The organism is Sphingomonas sp. 1185 (assembly GCF_040544655.1).
Classification (GTDB): domain Bacteria; phylum Pseudomonadota; class Alphaproteobacteria; order Sphingomonadales; family Sphingomonadaceae; genus Sphingomonas.
In genome coordinates this window covers 16,929-37,532 of the sequence record NZ_JBEPKL010000015.1, presented here as the reverse complement: position 1 = coordinate 37,532, position 20,604 = coordinate 16,929, and the positions used below count along the sequence as shown (strand labels likewise).

The 20,604-nt window shown below is 67.2% G+C and carries 18 protein-coding genes and 1 tRNA gene; 6 read left to right on the top strand and 13 right to left on the bottom strand.

The window, feature by feature from the left end:
* Positions 1-14: 14 nt before the first annotated feature.
* Genes ABIC44_RS11560 through ABIC44_RS11550 form a run of 3 tightly spaced genes read right to left on the bottom strand, consistent with a single transcriptional unit; the run spans position 15 to position 1,979 of the window.
* Positions 15-410: an acyl-CoA thioesterase gene (locus ABIC44_RS11560; protein WP_354295551.1), complete on the bottom strand. Its 396-nt coding sequence runs from the start codon at positions 408-410 to the stop codon at positions 15-17.
* Positions 407-619 carry a hypothetical protein gene (locus tag ABIC44_RS11555; RefSeq protein ID WP_307103351.1) on the bottom strand — a complete coding sequence of 71 codons (213 nt, stop codon included), beginning with the start codon at positions 617-619 and terminating at the stop codon, positions 407-409. Before ABIC44_RS11555 ends, ABIC44_RS11560 begins: the two co-directional genes overlap by 4 nt.
* Before the next feature lie 19 nt (positions 620-638).
* Positions 639-1,979, bottom strand: coding sequence for a pyruvate dehydrogenase complex dihydrolipoamide acetyltransferase (locus ABIC44_RS11550; RefSeq protein WP_354295549.1), 1,341 nt, complete (start codon positions 1,977-1,979; stop codon positions 639-641).
* A gap of 130 nt (positions 1,980-2,109) precedes the next feature.
* On the opposite strand from ABIC44_RS11550, the gene ABIC44_RS11545 reads away from it, so the two are divergent.
* Complete coding sequence (locus tag ABIC44_RS11545) at positions 2,110-2,565, top strand: universal stress protein (protein ID WP_307103347.1); 456 nt, start codon at positions 2,110-2,112, stop codon at positions 2,563-2,565.
* Between the two features lie 38 nt (positions 2,566-2,603).
* Here the strand turns inward: ABIC44_RS11545 and trxB are convergent, their stop codons facing one another.
* On the bottom strand, positions 2,604-3,572 hold the full coding sequence (gene trxB, locus ABIC44_RS11540) for a thioredoxin-disulfide reductase (protein WP_354295548.1): 969 nt from the start codon (positions 3,570-3,572) through the stop codon (positions 2,604-2,606).
* Between the two features lie 121 nt (positions 3,573-3,693).
* On the opposite strand from trxB, the gene ABIC44_RS11535 reads away from it, so the two are divergent.
* From ABIC44_RS11535 to fdhD, 3 genes are read left to right on the top strand one after another with little or no spacing between them, the layout of a single operon-like run.
* A complete protein-coding gene (locus ABIC44_RS11535; RefSeq protein ID WP_354295547.1) occupies positions 3,694-5,982 on the top strand; it encodes an FdhF/YdeP family oxidoreductase in 2,289 nt (762 codons plus the stop codon).
* 10 nt (positions 5,983-5,992) lie between these two features.
* On the top strand, positions 5,993-6,499 hold the full coding sequence (mobA, locus tag ABIC44_RS11530) for a molybdenum cofactor guanylyltransferase (RefSeq protein ID WP_309693293.1): 507 nt from the start codon (positions 5,993-5,995) through the stop codon (positions 6,497-6,499).
* Positions 6,496-7,302, top strand: coding sequence for a formate dehydrogenase accessory sulfurtransferase FdhD (fdhD, locus tag ABIC44_RS11525; RefSeq protein ID WP_354295545.1), 807 nt, complete (start codon positions 6,496-6,498; stop codon positions 7,300-7,302). The genes mobA and fdhD overlap by 4 nt, the downstream gene beginning before the upstream one ends.
* A 7-nt stretch (positions 7,303-7,309) precedes the next feature.
* On the opposite strand, the gene ABIC44_RS11520 is transcribed toward fdhD, so the two are convergent.
* The 5 genes from ABIC44_RS11520 to ABIC44_RS11500 form a co-directional block, all read right to left on the bottom strand.
* Positions 7,310-8,542 (bottom strand): GGDEF domain-containing protein, encoded by a 1,233-nt coding sequence (locus tag ABIC44_RS11520; protein ID WP_354295544.1) that lies wholly within the window; start codon positions 8,540-8,542, stop codon positions 7,310-7,312.
* Between the two features lie 395 nt (positions 8,543-8,937).
* Complete coding sequence (locus tag ABIC44_RS11515) at positions 8,938-9,273, bottom strand: hypothetical protein (protein WP_354295543.1); 336 nt, start codon at positions 9,271-9,273, stop codon at positions 8,938-8,940.
* Between the two features lie 575 nt (positions 9,274-9,848).
* Positions 9,849-9,925 (bottom strand) — tRNA-Met (locus tag ABIC44_RS11510).
* A 55-nt stretch (positions 9,926-9,980) separates the two neighbouring features.
* Complete coding sequence (locus ABIC44_RS11505) at positions 9,981-10,493, bottom strand: 2'-5' RNA ligase family protein (protein ID WP_354295542.1); 513 nt, start codon at positions 10,491-10,493, stop codon at positions 9,981-9,983.
* Entirely contained in the window at positions 10,490-12,409 is a 1,920-nt protein-coding gene (locus ABIC44_RS11500; RefSeq protein WP_354295540.1) for a potassium transporter Kup, read from the bottom strand. The genes ABIC44_RS11505 and ABIC44_RS11500 overlap by 4 nt, the downstream gene beginning before the upstream one ends.
* A 480-nt stretch (positions 12,410-12,889) precedes the next feature.
* Between ABIC44_RS11500 and ABIC44_RS11495 the strand changes: the two genes are divergently transcribed.
* Complete coding sequence (locus ABIC44_RS11495) at positions 12,890-14,167, top strand: threonine ammonia-lyase (RefSeq protein ID WP_354295538.1); 1,278 nt, start codon at positions 12,890-12,892, stop codon at positions 14,165-14,167.
* A 128-nt stretch (positions 14,168-14,295) separates the two neighbouring features.
* A complete protein-coding gene (locus ABIC44_RS11490; RefSeq protein ID WP_307103326.1) occupies positions 14,296-15,093 on the top strand; it encodes an arginyltransferase in 798 nt (265 codons plus the stop codon).
* Between the two features lie 54 nt (positions 15,094-15,147).
* Here ABIC44_RS11490 and ABIC44_RS11485 read toward each other — a convergent pair whose 3' ends face one another.
* From ABIC44_RS11485 to ABIC44_RS11470, 4 genes are all read right to left on the bottom strand, one after another.
* Positions 15,148-15,921 carry a transglutaminase family protein gene (locus ABIC44_RS11485; RefSeq protein WP_354295536.1) on the bottom strand — a complete coding sequence of 258 codons (774 nt, stop codon included), beginning with the start codon at positions 15,919-15,921 and terminating at the stop codon, positions 15,148-15,150.
* Positions 15,921-16,856: an alpha-E domain-containing protein gene (locus ABIC44_RS11480; RefSeq protein ID WP_309693270.1), complete on the bottom strand. Its 936-nt coding sequence runs from the start codon at positions 16,854-16,856 to the stop codon at positions 15,921-15,923. The genes ABIC44_RS11485 and ABIC44_RS11480 overlap by 1 nt, the downstream gene beginning before the upstream one ends.
* Positions 16,856-18,349 (bottom strand): circularly permuted type 2 ATP-grasp protein, encoded by a 1,494-nt coding sequence (locus tag ABIC44_RS11475; RefSeq protein ID WP_354295609.1) that lies wholly within the window; start codon positions 18,347-18,349, stop codon positions 16,856-16,858. The genes ABIC44_RS11480 and ABIC44_RS11475 overlap by 1 nt, the downstream gene beginning before the upstream one ends.
* Positions 18,350-18,556: 207 nt before the next feature.
* A complete protein-coding gene (locus ABIC44_RS11470) occupies positions 18,557-20,584 on the bottom strand; it encodes a protein-disulfide reductase DsbD family protein (RefSeq protein WP_354295535.1) in 2,028 nt (675 codons plus the stop codon).
* Between the last annotated feature and the right edge of the window lie 20 nt (positions 20,585-20,604).

The window sequence follows — 20,604 nt, the reverse complement described above, 5'->3', positions numbered from 1 at the left end:
CGAGAAATTGGGATTTAGTCTTGCGCGGAAGCCAGCGGCGGAACGCTGCGCGGCTTGCGGTCCTTGTCGGTCGCGACGAACACGAAGCGGGCCTGCGTCACCTTGGTCGCATCCTCGACGTGGCGGGCGCGGCGCCAGGCCTCGACCTCGATCGTCATCGACGTGTTGCCGACCCGGACCAGCGTTGCATAGACCGATACCTCGTCGCCGACGAGCACGGGGGCGTGGAACTTCATCCCCTCCGCCGCGATCGTGACCGCGCGGCCGCCCGAATGGCGCGACGCCACCGAACCCGCCGCCAGGTCCATCTGCCCCATCAGCCAGCCGCCGAAGATATCGCCATAAGGATTGGCGTCGGACGGCATGGCGGTGACGCGGATGGTGGGGTTCTGATCGGGCAGCGTGCTCATTGTTCGGCGTGTCTCCGTGCCATGCGGTCGGCGATGCGCGCCCGGTGGAGCGGGCCGATGCCCATCGCCATCGTCGCGACCATCGCCGCCACGCCGCACCACCAGATTTCGGTGCGGCCCAGCGGATAGGCCCAGGCCGCGGCCCAGGTCATGACGAGCGCCGCGATCAGCCCCAGGCCGATATAGAACAGCTCGATCCGAACCCGCATGGCGCCCGCCCCCGGTCTATCAGGCCAGCATCGCCAGCGGACGCTCGACCAGTTCCTTGAACACCTTCATCAGCTCGGCGCCATCGGCCCCGTCGATCGCGCGGTGGTCGAAGCTGCCGGTCGCCGACATGACGGTCGCCACGCCCAGCTGGTCGTCGACGATATAGGGGCGCTTCTCGCCCGCGCCGATCGCCAGGATCATGCCCTGGGGCGGGTTGATGACCGCCTCGAACTGCTTGATGCCGAACATGCCCATGTTCGAGATCGAGGCGGTGCCGCCCTGGAATTCATGCGGCTGCAGCTTGTTGTCGCGGGCGCGGGTGGCCAGGTCCTTCATCGTGGTCGAGATGGACGACAGCGAGCGCGTATCGGCCTCCGACACGATCGGGGTGATGAGGCCCGCCGGGGTCGACACCGCGACCGAGATGTCGGCGCGCTTGAAGCTGATCAGCTGATCGGGCGTGAACATGACGTTGCACTTCGGCACCGCCATCAGCGCGACGCCCAGCGCCTTGATGAGCATGTCGTTGACCGACAGCTTCACACCGCGCGATTCGAGACCGGCGTTCAGCTCGCCACGCAGCTTGAGCAGCGCGTCGAGGCGCACGTCCACCGTCAGGTAGATGTGCGGAACCTGCTGCTTCGACTCGGTCAAGCGACGCGCGATCGTCTTGCGCATGTTGGACAGCTTCGACGCCTCGTGCGGGATATCCGGCACCTGCGCGGGCTTCGGCGCGGCGACGGGGGCCGAGGCGCTTTCCGCCGGAGCCGAGGTCGACGCGGCCGGAGCCGCAGCCTTGGCCTGGCCCGGCTGCGCATTCTCGACGTCCGCCTTCACGATGCGGCCGTTCGGACCCGAGCCGGTCAGTGCCGACAGGTCGAGGCCCTTTTGCGAGGCGATGCGGCGCGCCAGCGGGCTGGCGATCGCGCGGCCGCCCTGGCCGGCCTGCTTGCCCGAATCGGCGGGCTTGCCATGATCCTCGGCCTGTTCGACCGTGCGCTCGACGGGCTTGGCTTCGCTGCCGGTCTTGTTGGGATCGGCGGGGTCGGTCGGCATCGGATTGGCCGGAGCCGGGGTTTCCGACTTGGACGGCGCCTGAACCGACGCGGCGTCCTCGCCTTCTTCGGCCAGGATCGCGATGACGGTGCCGACCTTCACATTGTCCGAACCCTCGGCGACGAGGATCTTGGCGATCACGCCTTCATCCACCGCCTCGAATTCCATCGTGGCCTTGTCGGTTTCGATCTCGGCCATGATATCGCCGGACTTCACCGTATCCCCTTCCTTCACCAGCCATTTGGCCAGCGTGCCTTCCTCCATGGTCGGCGACAGCGCGGGCATCTTGATCTCGATCGACATGGAGGTCCTCTCGGGGCAAACCAATTCCGTAGCGGCCCGTCTCTTGCGCCCGAATTGCGCCCGGTCAAGTCATGGCCTTGCACGAAATGTTATGTAACGGCATCCATTCGACACAAATTGGGGGGCCGCCATGCGTATCTATCTGGTCGTGATCGACGACAGTCCGGAATCGGTGATCGCCCTGCGCTTTGCTGCGCGACGGGCGGTGAAGACGGGCGGCGGCGTCGAGATCCTGACCGTCCTGCCGCCGCAGGAATTCATCGCGTTCGGCGGCGTCCAGGCGACGATCGAGGACGAGGCGCGCCAGCAGGCCGAGGCGCTGGTCGCGAGCGCGGCGGGCACGCTGCTCGACGAATCGGGGCTGCGTCCCTCGATCACGGTGCGCGAGGGCGATGCGCCCAAGGTGATCCGCGAGATGATCGCGGCCAATCCCGACATCGCCGCGCTGGTGCTGGGCGCCGCCGCCAGCGGCGCGCCGGGCAAGCTGGTCAGCCATTTCTCGGGCACCGACGCGGGCGCGCTGCCCGTGCCGGTGATGATCATTCCGGGGTCGCTGACGCTGGAGGCGATCGATCGGTTGAGTTAAGATAAATTCCTCCCCTGCAAGGGGAGGAATGCGCGCGGTTACTCCGCCGCCTTGGCCATGTCCTCGAACTCCGCCGCCGCCAGGAACCGCTCGGCATCCAGCGCGGCCATGCAGCCGGTGCCCGCCGCCGTCACCGCTTGGCGATAGACCTTGTCCGCCACGTCGCCGCACGCGAACACGCCGGGCACGCTGGTCCGCGTCGATCCCGTCTCGACCGCGATATAGCCGTCCGAATCCAGCTCCAGATGCCCCCGGAACAGCTCGGTCGCCGGGTGATGGCCGATCGCCACGAAGCCGCCCTCCACGTCCAGGCGGCTATGCTCGCCCGTGACCGTATCGAGCAGGTCGAGCGCGACGAGGCCCGCATTGCCGCCGCCGTCGACGAACTCGCGGACTTCCTTGTTCCACAGCACCTTGACGTTGGGATGCGCGAACAGCCGCTCCTGCAGGATGCGCTCGGCGCGCAGCGAGTCGCGGCGGTGGATCAGCGTCACGTCGTCGCTATGGTTGGTCAGGTACAAAGCCTCTTCGACCGCAGTGTTGCCGCCACCGATCACCGCCACCTTCTTGCCGCGATAGAAGAAGCCGTCGCAGGTCGCACACGCCGACACGCCCTTGCCCTTCATCGCATCCTCGCTGTCCAGCCCCAGCCACTTGGCCTGGGCGCCCGTCGCGATGACCAGCACCTCGCCCTCATAGACGTCCCCACCGTCGCCGATCAGGCGGAACGGGCGGTTGGTCAGGTCCACTTCCGTGATCGTGTCCCACATCATCCGCGCGCCGACATGTTCCGCCTGCTTCTGCATCTGCTCCATCAGCCAGGGGCCCTGGATGACGTCGGCAAAGCCCGGATAATTCTCGACATCGGTCGTGGTGGTCAGCTGGCCGCCCGGCTGGATGCCCTGCACCACGATCGGCTGCATCCCCGCGCGCGCGCCATAGATGGCGGCGGACAGCCCGGCTGGGCCCGAGCCGAGGATGAGCATGCGGGTGGCGTGGGTGGTCATGTCATAGTCCTGTGAAGCATGTTTTCGCCCTAGATAGTCGCGCGAGCGACAAAAATGAACCGCTTCTCATGCGGCCATTCGGCGCTAGCTTCGTTTGACGCTGCAAGTGGAGATGGGCCTGATGCGCGACGACGACGATGTGAAGATCACCGAATATACCGCCCCCGCCGGCGGCTGGGGATCGATGAAGGGCATGGCCAAGATCTTGCCCAAGGAGGGGCTGGGGCCCGAGACGCTCGACACGTTGCGTCGCCAGAACAAGCCCGGCGGGGCGATGTGCGTCAGCTGCGCCTGGGGCAAGCCCGCCAAGCCGCACATCGCCGAATTCTGCGAGAACGGGGCCAAGGCGACCGCGTGGGAGCTCAGCTCGCTTCGCGTCACGCCCGATTTCTTCGCCAGGCATACGGTCAAGGAGCTGGAGGCATGGCCCGACCATGATCTGGAGCAGGCGGGCCGCCTGACCCATCCGATGCGATACGACCGCGCGAGCGACAAATATGTCGCGATCAGCTGGGACGAGGCGTTCGCGGCGATCGGCGCCAAGCTGAAGACCTGCGACCCGACCAAGGTCGTGCTTTATGCCTCGGGGCGGGCGAGCCTCGAAACCTCGTTCATGTATTCGCTGTTCGCGCGGATGTGGGGGCAGCAGAACCTGCCCGACAGCTCGAACATGTGCCACGAGACGACCTCGGTCGGACTCAAGTCCGCCATCGGCTCGCCCGTCGCGACGATCCAGATGGAGGATTACGACAAGTGCGACGCGATCTTCTCCTTCGGGCAGAATGTCGCGACCAACGCGCCGCGCATGCTCCACAACCTCCAGGCCTGCGCCAAGCGCGGGGTGGAGATCGTGACGTTCAACCCGCTGCGCGAACGCGGCTGGGAACGCTTCGCCTCGCCGCAGAACCCGATACAGATGCTGACCGGCAGCTCGACCGACATCTCGACCCAATATCATCAGGTGAAGGCGGGCGGCGACATCGCCGCGCTGACCGGCATCTGCAAGCTGGTGATCGAGGAGGACGACCGCGCGCTCGCCAAGGGCACCAAGCGCATCCTCGACCATCATTTCATCGAGCAGCACACGACCCGGTTCGAGGATTTCGCGAATTACTGCCGCCAGGCGGCGTGGAGCGAGATCATCCGCGATTCCGGCCTGACCCGCGACGCTATCGAACAGGCCGCGCGCGTCTATATGAAGTCCGAGCGCGTCATCGCGGTGTACGGCATGGGCATCACCCAGCATCGCTATGGCATCGATGCGCTGCACATGATCGTCAACCTACTCCTGCTGCGCGGCAATATCGGCCGCGAGGGTGCCGGGCCGGGGCCGGTGCGCGGGCACAGCAACGTGCAGGGCCAGCGCACCGTCGGCATCACCGAGAAGACCGAACTCGCCCCGGTCGAGCGGCTGAAGGAATTGTTCGAGTTCGAGCCGCCGACCGAAAAGGGATGGGACACGGTCGAGGCGTGCCGCCAGATCATCGCCGGGACCGCACAAGGCTTCGTCCAGCTCGGCGGCAACTTCCTGCGCGCCACGCCCGAGCATGCCAGGATGAAGGCGGCGTGGGCGAAGCTGCCCATCACCGTCCATATCGCGACCAAGCTCAACAAGAGCCATCTGGTGCCGGGCGAGGAAAGCTACATCCTCCCCTGCCTCGGCCGTCTCGAGACCGATATGCAGAAGAGCGGCCGCCAGGCGGTGTCGATGGAGGATTCGTTCAGCCATATCTATGGCTCGGTCGGCAAGGCGACGCCCGCCGCCGACACGCTACTGTCCGAACCCGCCATCGTCGCCGGGATCGCCAAGGCGGTCCTGCCGCCCAATCCCAACGTGCCATGGGACGAATGGGTCGGCGATTACGGGCTGGTCCGCACCGCGATCGAGAATGTCTATCCTGACAAGTTCGCCAACTTCAACGAACGGCTGTTCGAGCCCGGCGGCTTCTGGAAGGGCAATCCCGCCTCGCACCGCAAATGGGAAACCGAGAGCGGCAAGGCCGAGTTCAACGTGCCGCGCGCGATGGACGCCTCCGGCATCCCCCCCGCCGAGGGGCGGATGCGGCTGATCACGCTGCGCTCGAACGACCAGTTCAACACGACCATCTATGGCTATGACGATCGCTTCCGGGGGATCAGCGGGACGCGCATGGTGGCGATGATGAACAAGGCCGACATCGCCAGGCTGGGCCTGTCGGACGGACAGACCATCGCGCTGGAAAGCGATGCCGATGACGGGCAGGACCGGGTGGTCGAGGGCCTGCGCGTCGTCGAATACAACATCCCCGAAGGGTGTATCGGCGGCTATTACCCCGAACTCAACTATCTGATCCCGCTGGAACATCATGCGCTGGAAAGCCATGTGCCCGCGGGCAAGTCGGTGCCGGTGAAGGTGCGCGTCCCCGCATGAGCATGACGTCATGAGCATATTGGGAGCCGTCCTGACCGGGGGGCGTTCGTCGCGTTTCGGATCGAACAAGGCGGTCGCCATGCTGGGCGACCGTACCCTGGTGGCGCATGCCCGCGCCACCATCGCCCCCCATTGCGCGCGCGTGGTGCAGGTGGGCGGCGCGCAAGGCGTGCCCGACATGCCCGAGCCGGATCTGGGGCCGCTCGGCGGGATCGCGGGTGCGCTGGACTATGCCGCCGCCCATGGCTTTCGCTGTGTGCTGACCATCGGATGCGACATGCCGCGCCTGCCCGACGGGCTGATCGACGCGATCCTGCGGCGCGAGCCCAGCTATTGCCAGGATGCGCCGGTGCTGGGGCTCTGGCCCTCCGCCCTGGGGGCGCATCTGATGGCGCATCTGTCGCTCAACCGCGATCGCTCGGTGCGCGGCTGGGTCCGGGCGATCGGGGCGATCCCCATCGCATCGCCCCAGCCGATCGCCAATGTGAACACCCCCGCCGACCTCGCCGCCCTGTGACGGCGGTCAATGGCGATCCCGTCCGGCCGCTGACGCTCGTCCGCCTGTCGCCCGATACGGTCGAGCCGATCACCCGCGCCGTCGCGGTCGAATGCCCGGTCGCGATCGAGGTGGACGGGTTCGGCTATGCGGTGATGATGATGACGCCCGAGCGGCTGGCGGACTTCGCCACCGGCTTCCTGCTGACCGAGCGGCTGATCGACGCGCCGGGCGATATCGTCGAGATCGATCCCTTCGCGGCGGAGGCGGGCTGGATCGTCCGCGTGACGCTGGCCGAACATTGCCGGGGGCGGATCCACGACCGGGTCCGCCACCGTACGAGCGACACCAGCTGCGGCCTGTGCGGGCTGTCCGGGCTGGAGCAGATCGCCCGCCCCGTCGCCAACCGCCCCCCTGCCCCCCAGGCCCGCACCGCGACGCTGTTCGCCGCGCTGGAGGGCATTCGCGCGTCCCAGCCGCTCAACGCGCTGACCGGCGCGGTCCATGCCGCCATCGCCTGCGATGCGGCGGGCGCGACGCTCGCGGCGGCGGAGGATGTCGGGCGGCACAATGCGCTCGACAAGCTGGTCGGCACGCTGGCGCGATCGGATCGGGCGGCGGACTTCATCCTCGTCACCTCGCGGATCAGCTATGAGATGGTCGACAAGGCCCTGGTCGCGGGCGTCGGGATGCTGGTCGGAATCTCGGCCCCGACCAGTCTCGCGATCGAGCATGCCCGTGCGCAGGGCCTGACGCTGATCGCGCTGGCGCGCGCCGATGCCATGCTGGTCGCGAACGACCCGCACGGGCTGTTCCGCGACTGACCGGGCCTTAGCCCGTGGCGACGCGCCGCCCGGGTTGGGCCTCGTCGTGCCAGTCATGGGACGGCTCGACCGACACGGGCACCGGCTCGTGCAGGATATGGTCGCGACCGGCCCGCTTGGCGCGATAGGCCAGCTGGTCGGCGCGGGCGATCAGATCGTCGAGCGTCTCGCCCGGTGCATGGCGCACGATGCCGCCGCTGACCGTCAGAGGTGGCAGGCCCTGCCGGTCGAAACGACGAAGCAGGGCGCGGATGTCGCCGGCCAGGTGGCTGGCCCGGTTGTCGGATCGCTCCGCCGGGCCAAAGGCATCGGGCACCAGCAGCGCGAATTCCTCACCCCCCAGGCGCACCGCCAGCACGTCGCGCGCGGCCACGGTCCGCAGCAGGTCGGCAAAGGCCACCAGCACCCGGTCCCCCATCGCGTGCCCGAACATGTCGTTGACCCGCTTGAAGTGATCGAGGTCCAGGACCATCGCATAAAGGCCGTGCCCGTCGCGCCTGGCCTCGGCGAGCAGCGCGGGGCCGGCCCGGGCCAGTCCACGCCGATTGGCCAGCCCGGTCAACGGATCGCTCTCCGCATCCCGTATCGTGTCGTCCAGCGCCTTCTGGATGACCAGCAGCATCAGGAACAGCCCGGCCGCGACCAGCAACACCCCGGTCGAGACCTGCGACACGACCGCATAATAGCTGGTCGCATAATATTGCGCCGAATGCCCCGAACCCAGCGATGCCGCCATGAACGGCTTGGCCAGGAAATGCGCGCCGATGATCCCGAACACCACCATCAGCAGGGTTCGGATCGGCCCCTTCTGCGCGATCCGCCGGATGGAGAACAGGACCAGGATCGATCCGAGCGCGAACGGCAGCTGGAACAGCATCTCATAGGGCAGGCTGTTGCGGGTGCCGCCCAGCAGGCTCATCCGCAGGGTCATTCCGCCCGCCCATAGCAAGGCGGCGGGACGGCGGCATAGCCGATGACCCGCAAAGGCCTGGATCCCCACCGACATCACGGTGATGGCGCCGAGGAACGCGGCATATCCCAGCACCGCGAACAGCAGCCGATAATCGGTGAAGCGGAACAGCAATTCGCAGATCGGGGTCAGGAAACCCAGCAGATAGCTGACCATGAACCAGACCGCCGCGCGCTGCCGCGAATAGGTTATTGCGACGACGCCGTAAGTCACGACGAACAGCGCCGCCATGCAGCTATTGGCTATCAGGGCATAGACGGCGGCATTCACGGCGTGGAACCCAAAGCCTCCCATTGGGATCGTGATGAGGGGACCTATCGCCCGTTTGACCAAATATCCGTTAAGATCAGGTCATGAATCGCGGCACGAAAATACGTCCGCCGCCCCTCTATCGTAACAATGGCCAAGATGTCATCCTTCCGCATAGGTCAGGTCGGAGGACAATGGGCATGACGCGGCTTCCGCGCGGTTTCTGGACGCCCACGCGGACCGCTGACCCGCCGGGCGAGTCCTGAGACAGAAGCGGCAAGATGCCGCCGCCGGTCGATTCCGACAGGACAGCCCGAACACCCATGGCTGCGGCAAGGCTATTCGCCGCCGCGTCCCAAAAGGTGCGGATCAATCTGTATATTGTCCGATGAAGCCGAGGCGATACCTCGCCTTCTTCAGCCTGCGTTCCGCCGGGGATATACCGACAGGTCGAGATTTTCGAAAACGACTGGAATATCGCGTCGAAACATGAAGCTCGCGAGCGGCAATTCGTTGATCAGACGGAACGTGTCCTGATCCATTGCGGGCCAATGAAACCGCACGATGCGAAGACGATGATAGCATCTCTGCTCTTCGTCCGGAAAAGGCGAACCCCAGACACAATCGCCATCCTCGATCCAGTTGCGCAACTGGACATGGATTTCGGAACCATCATCCATCCGATAATCGAAAACCATGGCCGGGACCAAATCCGGGGAAGGCCTTTGCTTGGGCCATTCGAGCAGATCCATGACCGCCCTCGCGGCCGCCTTGGCCACCCGCCCCAATCCGGCATAGCGCGCCCCTCCCATATCACATCGCGCCAGACAAATATGGAGGCATTCCGATTATACCACTGAATAAATAAGAGAATTTCTGGGCGTGTTTCCCATGCCTCAACTATATCGCCAGTTGTTTTATTAGTAAATATTTTGACGACAGACTTCTTGATCGAGAACTATATGAGCCAATCTAAGTTCATCAAGATATTGGACAATTTAGAATGAAGGATCGGGATTGGGGCGTGGCGACTTCCGTCTTTTCGCGTATCCCAGTTTTGAGAGGATGCACGCTCCGATCGCAGGCGGTCGCATGGGCATCCAACACGCTCTCGCTTGCCCAACAATCATGCGCTGGAATGGGCATCATCGCACATGGCGGGACCCGATTTCCGGCGTCCGCAACGCCACGGGCCTTTGGGGCACGTTCGATACTGTCGGGATAAAGGACGCCCGGCGTCAGGGTCGCGTGCCAATCCGGTAAGCCAGGACCGGAGACATCGGAGGCCTGGCCATCCGCGTCATTCTGAAGAAGGAAATACACCGGGTGGTAGCGAAGGAGGGACTTGAACCCCCGACACGCGGATTATGATTCCGCTGCTCTAACCAGCTGAGCTACTTCGCCATGCTAGGCGTTCCACCCGGTGGAGGCGCGCCTATAGACAGGCTATTTTCGGGCGTCAAGCGAACAAATGACGCGAAAGCATTTCCCAGGGGCCGCCGCGATACCACCAGGCCCCCAGCCCGATCACCTCTACCTCGCGCGGGCGGAAATCGCGCTCCATCTGCTGGAGGAGTAGCTTGGCGGTGGCGGGCGTCACCTTGTTCTGGATCGTCACATGCGCACGCCAGCCGCCCGCATCCTGCGGGGTCAGCATCCCGGCAAAGACATCGACCAGTTCGCGCCGGATCGCGACCAGTCCGGGCGATTCGATCCGAATCGCCACGCCCCGGCCCAGCGACATCAGTCCGCCCGCCCGCGCCTGCGGCGCGCGTTGCCCACGCGTCAGGCCGTTCAGCCGATGCTTCAACTCCGCCTCAACCGAGGGCGGCAGATGGTGGAACAGCGTGCAATGCGCATCGAGCACGTTGCGCTCGGGCGGAAAATGCTGGCGGCGCAAGCCGTCGAACCAGCCCTGGTCGGCGCGCCCGAACAGCGCGGTGACGATGATCGGGGCTGGCTCGCCGCTCAAATCTCGACCTGACTGCCCAGCTCGACCACGCGGTTGGTGGGCAGGCGGAAGAATTCCATCGCGCTTTCGGCGTTGCGCAGCATCCAGGAGAACAGCTTCTCACGCCACACCGACATGCCCGGCCGCTCGGCAGCGAGCAGCGTCTGGCGCGACAGGAAGAAGCTGGTGTCCATCATCTTGAACGCGCCGCCCGCCATCTCGACCCGCTTGAGCGCCGATGGGACGTCGGCCTCTTCCATGAAGCCGAAACGCAGCACCAGACGGTGGAAACCATGTCCCAGATCGTCCAGCTTGGCGCGCTCGCCCTCGGCCCAATAGGGCTGGCTCATGATCTTGACGGTCAGCAGGATGATCCGCTCGTGCAGCACCTTATTGTGCTTGAGATTGTGGAGCAGCGCGTGCGGCACCCCCTCCGGCGAGGAGGTCATGAAGATTGCGGTGCCGGGCACCCGGCTGGCGGCGCCAGCGGCCGAATCGATGAAGATGTGGATCGGCATCGTCCCTTCGCGCAACCGCTGGATCATCAGCTTGCGCCCCGTCGACCAGGTGGTCAGGAAGGTGAAGATGATGAAGCCGACCAGCAGCGGGAACCAGCCCCCCGACGGCACCTTGGTCAGGTTGGCGAGGAAATAGGCGCCGTCGACCAGGAAGAACAGGCCGAGGAGCGGCAGCGCGGCATAGAGCGGCCATTTCCACAACCGGGTCAGCGCGACGCCCAGCAGGCAGGTGTCGATCAGCATCGCCCCCGTCACCGCGATCCCATAGGCCGAGGTCAGGTTGGACGAGGAGCGGAAGAACAGCACCAGCAGGATCACCATCACCATCAGCATCCAGTTGATGAGCGGGATGTAGATCTGACCGGCGGTCGCGGCCGATGTATGCTCGATGCGCAGACGCGGCATGAACCCCAGCTGGATCGCCTGCTGCGTGACCGAGAACGCGCCGGTGATGACCGCCTGGCTGGCGATCACGGCGGCGGCGGTGGCGAGGATGACGAGGGGAAGCTGCAACCCCTCGGGCGCCAGCATGTAGAAGGGGCTCTCCAGCGCCGCCGCGCCCTCGCGGACCAGCAGCGCCCCCTGCCCCATATAGTTGAGCATCAGCGCGGGCAGCACGAAGACCAGCCAGGACAGGCCGATCGGCCGCCGCCCGAAATGGCCCATATCGGCATAGAGCGCCTCGGCCCCCGTCACCGCCAACACCACCGAACCCAGCGCCAGGAAGCCGCGCACCGGCTCGATCAGGAAGAATTGCGCCGCATAATGCGGGGACAGCGCGAACAGCACCTCGGGCGTCTGGACGAAGCTCATGATGCCCAGCACCGCGATGGCGGTGAAATAGACGAGCATGACGGGCCCGAAGAACAGTCCGACCCGCTCGGTCCCCGAACGCTGGATCTTGAACAGCACGATCAGGATGGTGATCGCGATCGGCAGGACGAAGCTGCCAAAGGCGGGGGCGGCGACCGCCAGGCCCTCGACCGCGCCCAGCACCGTGACGGCGGGGGTGATCATGCTGTCGCCATAGAAGAGCGCGGTGGCGAAGACGCCGAGCAGGACGATCCCGCGCGACCAGCGCCGGGTCTTGGTCTGCCCCGACACGAGCGCGAGCAGCGCCAGGCTGCCCCCCTCGCCCCGATTGTCGGCGCGCATGATGATCGCGACATATTTGACCGACACGACGATCATCATCGACCAGAAGATCAGGCTGATGACGCCCAGGATATGCGCATTGTCGAGCGGCAGCGGGTGGTGCGGGTTCGCGAAGGTCTCGCGAAAGGCGTAAAGCGGGCTGGTGCCGATGTCGCCGAAGACGACCCCGATCGCCCCCAGCGCCAGGCGCCCCAGCCCCTGGGGATGGTGGGAATGGGATTCTTCGGTCGCGGTGGTGGCGATCCCGGTCGGTGCGACGCTCATGACTGGGCGATCGTGCCGGTGACGGAGCGGATCATCGGCGACATCCGTGGCAACCCTGTGATCATCGCGACGCCCTAGCATGGCCCCAAAAGGCCAGCAACGCAGGTGCCGGGCCCTTGTTGCATTCGGGCACGATTCGCGTGGGCGGCGATGCCGCAATGCAACAGTGGTAGGGCGTTCCTTCGAGGAATGGTTTCGGTGAGCGCGCCCCTGCAAGAAGGGGGACGCCTGCGGCAGCGCATGCCGTTCACCCAGGCACGCCCCTCCCGCAGGCGGGAGGGGATGGGGGAGGGAACGCCGCAGGCGGACGGGCTCGGTGAGACACCTTGCCCTCCCCCGACCCCTCCCGCCTGCGGGAGGGGAGAGGCCCTCCCCGGCCCGCCCCGCCGCCCGCAGGAAGGGAGAAGAAGTTTCCCGCCCTCGACAACGCCGCCACCGAAACGGTTCACCTCCCGCCCCCGATCGGCTACGGCCTGATCCATGGTAACTCGCACCGCCCCAGAGGCCGCTTCGGAAATCCCGTCCTCCGTCCCTGTATCGGCCGCACCCATCGTCACGATCGACGATGTCCGCGCCGCCCATGCGCGGATTTCGGACCGGATCATCCGCACGCCGACCCTGATCAGCCGGACCCTGTCCCAGCTGACCGGTGCGACCGTCTATCTGAAGTTCGAGAATCTCCAGTTCACCGCCGCCTATAAGGAACGCGGCGCGCTCAACACGCTGCTGCAACTGTCCGACGAAGCGCGCGCCAAGGGCGTGATCGCCGCCTCGGCGGGCAATCATGCGCAGGGCCTGGCCTATCACGCCAACCGGCTGGGCGTGCCCGCCACCATCGTGATGCCGCGCACCACCCCCATCGTGAAGGTCGTCCAGACCGAAGGGCACGGCGCGACCGTGGTGCTGGAGGGCGACACCTTCGACGCCGCCTATGCCCATGCCCGCGTGCTGGAGGCCGAGCGCGGCTATACCTTCGTCCATCCCTTTGACGATCCCCGCACCATCGCAGGGCAAGGCACCGTCGCTCTCGAGATGCTGGAGGATGCGCCCGACATCGACACGCTGATTGTGCCGATCGGCGGCGGCGGGCTGATCTCGGGCATGGCCACGGTCGCGGCGGCCGCCACCCCGCCGGTCGAGGTGGTCGGCGTGCAGGCCCAGCTGTTTCCCTCGATGTACAACCATCTGAACGGCACCGCCCTGCCCTGCGCGGGTGATACGCTGGCCGAGGGCATCGCGGTCAAGCAGCCGGGCGGCCTCACCTCGCAGATGGTGGCACAGCTGGTCCGCGAGATCCTGCTGGTCGACGAACGCCATCTGGAGGAATCGGTCAGCGCGCTGCTCCAGATCGAGAAGACGGTGGTCGAGGGTGCAGGCGCGGCGGGGCTGGCCGCGCTGATGTCCTATCCCGAACGGTTCCGGGGCAAGACTGTCGGCATCGTGCTGTGCGGCGGCAATATCGACACGCGCCTTCTCGCCAATGTCCTGTTGCGCGACCTCGCCCGCTCCGGGCGTCTGGCGCGGCTGCGCATCCGGTTGCAGGACCAGCCGGGCGCGCTGTTCAACGTCGCGCGCATCTTCGACCACGAGCGGGTGAACATCATCGAGGTCTATCACCAGCGCGTCTTCACCACTTTGCCCGCCAAGGGACTGATCACCGATATCGAGTGCGAGACGCGCGACGCGCTCCACCTGCACCGGCTGATCGAGGCGTTGCGCGCGGCGGGTTACGAGACGACGCAGGTCGAACTCGCATGATCCGGATGGCGGCCGGGTCGGCGATGTCCCGGCCGACCGTCCCGTTTCCGTACGACGATACCCCCATCCCATCGGGCGGGAAGATCGCTAGACATGTGCTTCTCCCCTCCTGAAGGAACTGCCCGGCGGTGACTGCGCCCTTTCGTTTTCCGCGCTTCTTCGTCACCAGCCCGGCGCCCTGCCCCTATCTGCCGGGGCGCGAGGAGCGGAAGGTGTTCACCGAGCTCAACGGCGAACATGCCGACGAGCTGAACGAGGCGCTGAGCCGGATCGGCTTTCGCCGCAGCCAGGGGGTCGCCTATCGCCCCTCCTGCGCCGGATGCACCGCCTGCGTCTCGGTTCGGGTGCTCAGCACGGGGTTCCGCCCCAACGCCACCCAGCGCAAGCTGCTCCGCCGCCACGCCGATCTGGAGGTGACCGCCTGCCAGCCCTGGGCGACCGCCGAGCAGTTCGACCTGCTGCGCCGCTATCTGGGCGAGCGGCATCCCGGCGGCGGCATGACCACGATGGACGAAAGCGACTATGCCGACATGGTCGAGCTGTCGCCGGTCAAGTCGATGCTGATCGAATATCGCGAACCCGCCGGTCCGCAGGGGCAGCGCGGGCGGTTGCTGGGGGCCTGCCTGACCGATCGGCAGGGCGACGGGCTGTCGATGATCTACAGCTTCTTCGAGACTCAGGACGCGACGCGGCCCGGCCTGGGCAATTTCATCATCATGGACCATATCCTGCGCGCCCGCGCGGCCGACCTGCCCTATGTCTATCTGGGCTATTGGGTGAAGGGGTCGGCGCGGATGATGTACAAGACCCGCTACCAGCCGCTGGAAGCGCTGGGCCCGCGCGGCTGGGCGCCGCTCCATGCCGACAACCCCGATGCCTCCGGCCCGCCCGCGGTCGAAACCGCGATCGAGGCGGGCGAGGCATAGCGGACGGCCCCTCCCCGCTCCTTCAGGGGAGGGTCGGGGGTCGGGCCTTATATCCTACTGGCTCGCAGCGGCCACCGGAACCCGGTCGCTCCACGCCTCGCCCGCCACCGGCGCCGCGCCTGCGGCATCGAGCGCCACCGCGACCCGGACATGGCGGTCCTGCGGGCTGAGGCCGATGCTGGGATCGAACCCGATCCAGCCCGGCCCCTCGACATGCGCCTCGGCCCAGCAATGCGCGCTGGTCGTGCCGTCGAGCAGCGCGAAGCCCGAGACGAAGCGGGCCGGGATCGCCAGCGACCGCGCCGCCACGCAAAAGATATGCGCCAGGTCGCACGCCCCGACCGCATCCGCGGCGAAGGCCTGTCCCGCATCGGCCGCCCCCGGCCCGACCTTGTCCGCAAAGCGCCGGTGCAACGCCGCGTTCAGCGCATGGAGCGCGGCGAGCGGCCCGTCCGTGTCCTGCGTCACTTCGCGCGCGAAGGCGGCTATGCCCGCGTCCTGCGGGGTCGCCGGGGTCGCGCGCAGGAACAGCGCGGGCGGCAGCGTCTCGATGGTGCCATGGACCACGCCATGCGCGTCGCTGGTCAGCACGTCGCCGCTGGCGGTGATCGTCACCTGTTCGACCGGCCCCTCGATATAGAGCATCGTCACCGCATTGCCGAACCCGTCCTGGCCGGGGCGCAGCCGCGCGTCGCAGTCGACATCGATCCGCCAGTGCCCGACCGTCTGGTCGTCGCTGTTGCCCGGTGTCAGGCGCAGCATCTGGGCGATCGCCCCGCCGCGCCCTTGCACGCGGTGGGTGATCTGATGCTCGATGGCGATACGCATCAGGCGAACTTGAACTGACGGCCGATGGCGCCGTGCAGCTGGGCATTCTCCTGGATAAAGGCTTCGAGATATTGGTGAAGCCCGCCCGCGATCACGTCGCCCGACCGCGTCTTGCCCATCCGGTTTGCGCGCACCCTCGCCATACGATCCGCTTCCCCATGCTGCCCCGTACGCCGGGCCAATTGCCCCAGCACGTCCACCGTTTCCTCGACCGACGCCGCCAGGCTGCGCGGCAGCTCGGTGCGCGCGATCAGCAGGTCGATCACATTGGCGGGCTTCAACCCGTCGGAATAAAGCCAGCGATAGGCGGTGACCGCGGAGACAGTCTGGAGGATCGTCGTCCACTGGTCGCGATCGACGACGCCGCCGATCCGCTCGCCCGCCGGAAGCAGGATGTGGTATTTGACGTCGAGCAGCCGCGCGGTGTTGTCCGCGCGCTCGACCGCCTGGCCCAGCCGGATGAACCAGGTCGTCTGGTTGCGCAGCATCCGGTGCACCGCACCCTCGAACCCGCGCGTCTCGTTCTTCACCGCCTCGACCAGGCCCAGGACGGCGGTGGGATCGTCGGCGGCGGGCTTGGCCTCGAAATGCAGCCAGGCGCGGTTGATCGCGCTCCACGCCTCGCGGGTCAGCGCGGTGCGGACCGCGCGCGCGTTCGTCCGCGCCATGTCGACGCAGCGGACGATCGAGCCGGGATGGCAGCCCTCCACCGTCAGGAAACGCGCGACCTCGCGCCGACGCAGCTCGCGCCCGCCATCGGCAAAGGCGCTGGCGGTATCGGTGACGGCCAGCGCCGAGCCCCAGGCGGCCAGCCCCGCCGATCGCGGCGACAGCACGTCGAGCCGGACGGTCGCCTCGACCAGTCGGGCGATGAAGTCCGCCCGTTCGAAATAACGCCCCAGCCAGTAGAGCGAGGATGCGGTCCGCGACAGCATCAGCGCGCCCCCTGCGTCTGGATCTGCGACTGCTGGCCCTGCACCTGCACCCAGCTATCGGGTTCGGGATGGAGCAGGACGAAACTGTCCTTGGTGCCGCCGCCCTGGCTGGAATTGACGACCAGCGAGCCTTCGCGAAGGGCGACACGGGTCAGGCCACCCGGCGTCACCTCAACCCCGTTGCGGCCGGTCAGGACGAAGGGGCGGAAATCGACATGGCGCGGCGCGACCCCGCTTTCCACCAGGGTCGGCACGGTCGACAGCGCCAGCGTCGGCTGCGCGATATAGCGGTGCGGCTCGGCGATCAGCGCGGCGCGGAAATGCTCGATCTGCGCCTTTGTCGCGGTCGGGCCGACCAGCATGCCATAGCCGCCCGACCCGTCGACCAGCTTGACGACCAGTTCGTCCAGATGGTCGAGCACATAGGCCAGCGCCTCGGGCTCGCGACAGCGCCAGGTCTCGACATTCTTCAGCTTGGGCTCGGCACCCGAATAATAGCGTACGATATCGGGCATATAGCTGTAGATCGCCTTGTCGTCGGCGATGCCGTTGCCCGGCGCGTTGAGGATCGCGACATTGCCCGCCGCATAGGCCGCGATCAGGCCGGGCACGCCCAGCATCGAATCGGGACGGAAGACCAAGGGATCGAGGAAATCGTCATCGACCCGGCGATAGATGACATCGACCTTCACCCGGCCCGCGATGGTGCGCATCCAGACGATGTCGTCGTCCACCACCAGATCGGCCGCCTCGACCAGCTCGATCCCCATCGAATCGGCCAGAAAGCTGTGCTCGTAATAGGCGGAGTTGTAATGGCCCGGCGTCAGCACGACGCAGGTCGGCTCGGCCACGCCGTGCGGCGCGACCGACTTCATCGTGGCGAGCAGCCGGTCGGGATAGCTGTCGACCGCCGCCACCCGGAATTGCCGGAACAGCTCGGGGCAGAGTCGCAGCATCGCCTCGCGATTCTCCAGCATGTAGCTGACCCCCGAGGGCGTGCGGGCGTTGTCTTCCAGCACGAAGAAATCGTCCGGGCCGGTCCGGACCAGGTCGATGCCGCAGATATGCGCCCACACCCCGTGCGGCGGGCGCATCCCCGCGATTTCGGGGCGGAACTGCGGATTGCCGAAGATCAGGTCGGGCGGCAGGATCCCGTCGCGCAGGATCTTCCGCTCGCCATAGATATCGTCGAGGAAGGCGTTGATCGCCTCGACCCGCTGGACCAGCCCTTCGGACAGGCGCGCCCATTCGTCGGGCAGGAAGACGCGCGGCACGATGTCGAACGGAATGATCCGCTCGGCCGCATCGCTCTCGCCATAGACGGCGAAGGTGATGCCCAATTGCCGGAAGGTCGCCTCGGCCGCCTGCTGGCGGCGGCGCAATTCGGTGTCGGGAGTGGTATCGAGCCAGCGGTGCAAAGCAGACAGTTCGGGGCGAGACGCAACCGCGCCCGAGCCCCCCATGATTTCGTCGAACGCGGCGATGGTCCCCATCCGGTTGTTACGCTCCCCCTTGCGGCCGGGTTCCATGCTGCACCGCATGATGGGGGCGTGCAAGGGGGGATATGCAATCCTCCCCGGCACGGGGAGGGGGACCGCCGCGAAGCGGGGGTGGAGGGGGATCGCCGCAAATGACTCGCCTGGTGGAGAGCCCCCTCCACCAGCCTGCGGCTGGTCCCCCTCCCCGTACCGGGGAGGATTTTACGCCCCAAGCTTCTCCAGCATCGACGGGGTCAGCACCTGCGGCAGCACCTGCGGCTCCTTCGCGCCGGGGGCATAATAGAGGTAGAGCGGCACCCCGGCCCGGTTGTGCCGCTCGATAAACCGTCCCAGCACGGGATCGCCATCGGTCCAGTCGCCGACCAGCACCGCCACCTTGTTGCGCGCAAAGGCATCGCGCACCGAGCTGCGCTCGATCGCGGCGGCCTCGTTGACCTTGCAGCTCAGGCACCAGTCGGCGGTAAAATAGGCGAAGACCGGGCGGCCCTGCTTGCGCAGATCCTCCAGCTTGGCTTCGCTGAAGGCGGTGTCGGCGGTGGTCCTGGCCACCGCCGCGGCGGGCTTGACCGTCACCACGATCGCCACCGCCAGCACCAGTGCGGCGATGGCGGGCCAGCCCGCGCGGCCCTTGCCGCCATGCTGGCGAAGCCCGGTCCACCAGAAGCCCAGCGACGCCAGCAATGCGGCGGCCAGCCCCAACGTCATGCCGGTCACCCCCGCCTCCTGCCCCAATATCCAGGCCAGCGCGAGCGCGGTCAGGAACATCGGCACCGACAGGATATGGCGCAGCCGGACCATCCACATGCCCGGCTTGGGCAGCCGCCGCCGCAGCGCGGGCACGAAACCGATGGCGATGAAGGGAAGCGCGATGCCGATCCCCAGCCCGGCGAACACCGCCAGCGCGGCGGCGGCGGGCAGGACCAGCGCCGCACCCAGCGCGCCTGCCATGAACGGCCCCGAACACGGCGTCGCGACGAACGCCGCCAGCGCGCCGGTCGCGAACGCCCCCATCGCGCCCGAACGGCCCGCAAAGGCCGGGGTCGGCAGCTCGAACAGACCCGCCAGGTTGAACGCGATCCCCGCGACGAGCAGCAGGAGGACGCCGATCACGCGCGGGTCCTGCAACTGGAATGCCCAGCCCGCGCTCTGCCCCCCTGCGCGGAGCGCCAGCAGGATCACGCCCAGCCCCACGCACACCAGCACCACGCCCGCCGTATAGGCCAGCGCCTCGGCCCGCGCATGCCGCTCGTCACCCCCGCCACGGGCGAGGCTTAGGGCCTTGAGGCTCAGAATCGGGAAGACGCAGGGCATGATGTTGAGCAGCAACCCACCCAGCACCGCCCCCAGAAAGGCCAGCGCCACCGCGCCAACGCCATGATCGGCATCGCCGCCCGCCCCGGCGATCGCGCCCGGTTTGGCGGCGAAGGCCAGCCCCTGCCCCTCGCCGATCGACAGCACGCCCGACACCGGCCCCGGCGTCGGCACGGCGGCCGCCGGGATGGCCAGGATCAGCTGGTCGCCATTGCGGGTCAGCGTCTGCGGCGCGGCATGGTCGATCACCCCGCTGCGGTCGGGGAAGAAATAGGCATCCTTCACCGCGACCGAGGCGGGCAGCGGGATGGCGATCCGCACGCCCTTGCCCTTCGTCTCGATCACGCCGTCGCCGCCCAGCGGCCGGGGCAGCGCGGCGCGCCAGCGGTCGAACTCGGCGCGCGTCGCAGGTGCGACCGCGCCGTCGCCCACGGTCAGCGTGGTCGACAGCGTCTGGCTTTCGGGGACGCAGATGGTGTCGGTGCAGACCAGATAGTCGAGCTTGACCGACACGGGCAGCGCGGTGCCCCTGGCAAGCCCGGCGGGCAGGTTCAGGTCGACGAGCAGCGCGAAGGGCCGCTCATAGACATAGTTCATCAGCCCGGCGATCTTCAGCCGCCCCGGCACCGGATAGCGCAGTTCGCCCGCCGTCACGCCCCGGGGCAGCGTCCAGTGCGCCTCGGTCGGCAGGCCCGCATCGCCGCCATTCTTCCAATAGCCGTGCCAGCCCTTTTCGGGCGTGGCGGCGATGGCCAGCGTGACATGGCCGCCCGCCGCCGGGGTCGCGCTTTCGGGAACGAGCCGCATCGGCAGATGGATCGCGCCGGGCGCGGCCGGGGGGCCGCTTTCCGCCATGGCGGGGGCATAGCCCATCACCATGAAAAGCGCCGTCATCAGGATGTAAAACCAACCGCGCATCGACCTTGCCCTAACCCGCT

Bases quoted from the DNA above. Each gene is read 5' to 3' on its own strand.
- ABIC44_RS11470 (WP_354295535.1), bottom strand. From the start codon at position 20,584: ATGCGCGGTTGGTTTTACATCCTGATGACGGCGCTTTTCATGGTGATG.
- ABIC44_RS11485 (WP_354295536.1), bottom strand. From the start codon at position 15,921: ATGCGTATCGCCATCGAGCATCAGATCACCCACCGCGTGCAAGGGCGC.
- ABIC44_RS11550 (WP_354295549.1), bottom strand. From the start codon at position 1,979: ATGTCGATCGAGATCAAGATGCCCGCGCTGTCGCCGACCATGGAGGAA.
- trxB (WP_354295548.1), bottom strand. From the start codon at position 3,572: ATGACCACCCACGCCACCCGCATGCTCATCCTCGGCTCGGGCCCAGCC.
- ABIC44_RS11515 (WP_354295543.1), bottom strand. From the start codon at position 9,273: ATGGATCTGCTCGAATGGCCCAAGCAAAGGCCTTCCCCGGATTTGGTC.
- mobA (WP_309693293.1), top strand. From the start codon at position 5,993: ATGAGCATATTGGGAGCCGTCCTGACCGGGGGGCGTTCGTCGCGTTTC.
- ABIC44_RS11475 (WP_354295609.1), bottom strand. From the start codon at position 18,349: ATGGGGACCATCGCCGCGTTCGACGAAATCATGGGGGGCTCGGGCGCG.
- ABIC44_RS11500 (WP_354295540.1), bottom strand. From the start codon at position 12,409: ATGAGCGTCGCACCGACCGGGATCGCCACCACCGCGACCGAAGAATCC.
- ABIC44_RS11480 (WP_309693270.1), bottom strand. From the start codon at position 16,856: ATGCTGTCGCGGACCGCATCCTCGCTCTACTGGCTGGGGCGTTATTTC.
- ABIC44_RS11535 (WP_354295547.1), top strand. From the start codon at position 3,694: ATGCGCGACGACGACGATGTGAAGATCACCGAATATACCGCCCCCGCC.
- ABIC44_RS11555 (WP_307103351.1), bottom strand. From the start codon at position 619: ATGCGGGTTCGGATCGAGCTGTTCTATATCGGCCTGGGGCTGATCGCG.
- ABIC44_RS11545 (WP_307103347.1), top strand. From the start codon at position 2,110: ATGCGTATCTATCTGGTCGTGATCGACGACAGTCCGGAATCGGTGATC.
- ABIC44_RS11495 (WP_354295538.1), top strand. From the start codon at position 12,890: ATGGTAACTCGCACCGCCCCAGAGGCCGCTTCGGAAATCCCGTCCTCC.
- ABIC44_RS11560 (WP_354295551.1), bottom strand. From the start codon at position 410: ATGAGCACGCTGCCCGATCAGAACCCCACCATCCGCGTCACCGCCATG.